1 protein-coding gene is annotated in these 281 nt (G+C 77.6%); it reads left to right on the top strand.

From position 1 onward, the window contains the following. The coding region (locus tag AC07BS_RS13875; protein ID WP_478932184.1) for a hypothetical protein at positions 1 to 281 on the top strand (281 nt) is incomplete at both ends.

The raw sequence follows: 281 nt of genomic DNA on the forward strand, positions 1-281 counted from the left end.
GCGGGCCCTGGTGCCCACCACCGGCAGGCGGAGCCTGGTGCCCGCCACCAACAGGCGCACCCTGATAGCCCCCGCCGACGGGCGGGCCCTGGTGCCCACCACCGGCAGGCGGAGCCTGGTGCCCGCCACCAACAGGCGCACCCTGATAGCCCCCGCCGACGGGCGGGCCCTGGTGCTCTCCAGCCGCAGGCGCGGCCTGGTAAGCGGCGGCAGCGCGCCGCTTCTGGTAGCCGGCACCGACGGACGGCGCCTGCTGGTCACCGGCGAACGGCGCCTGACCG

The sequence above is a fragment of the Streptomyces sp. NPDC044063 genome (assembly GCF_056434285.1).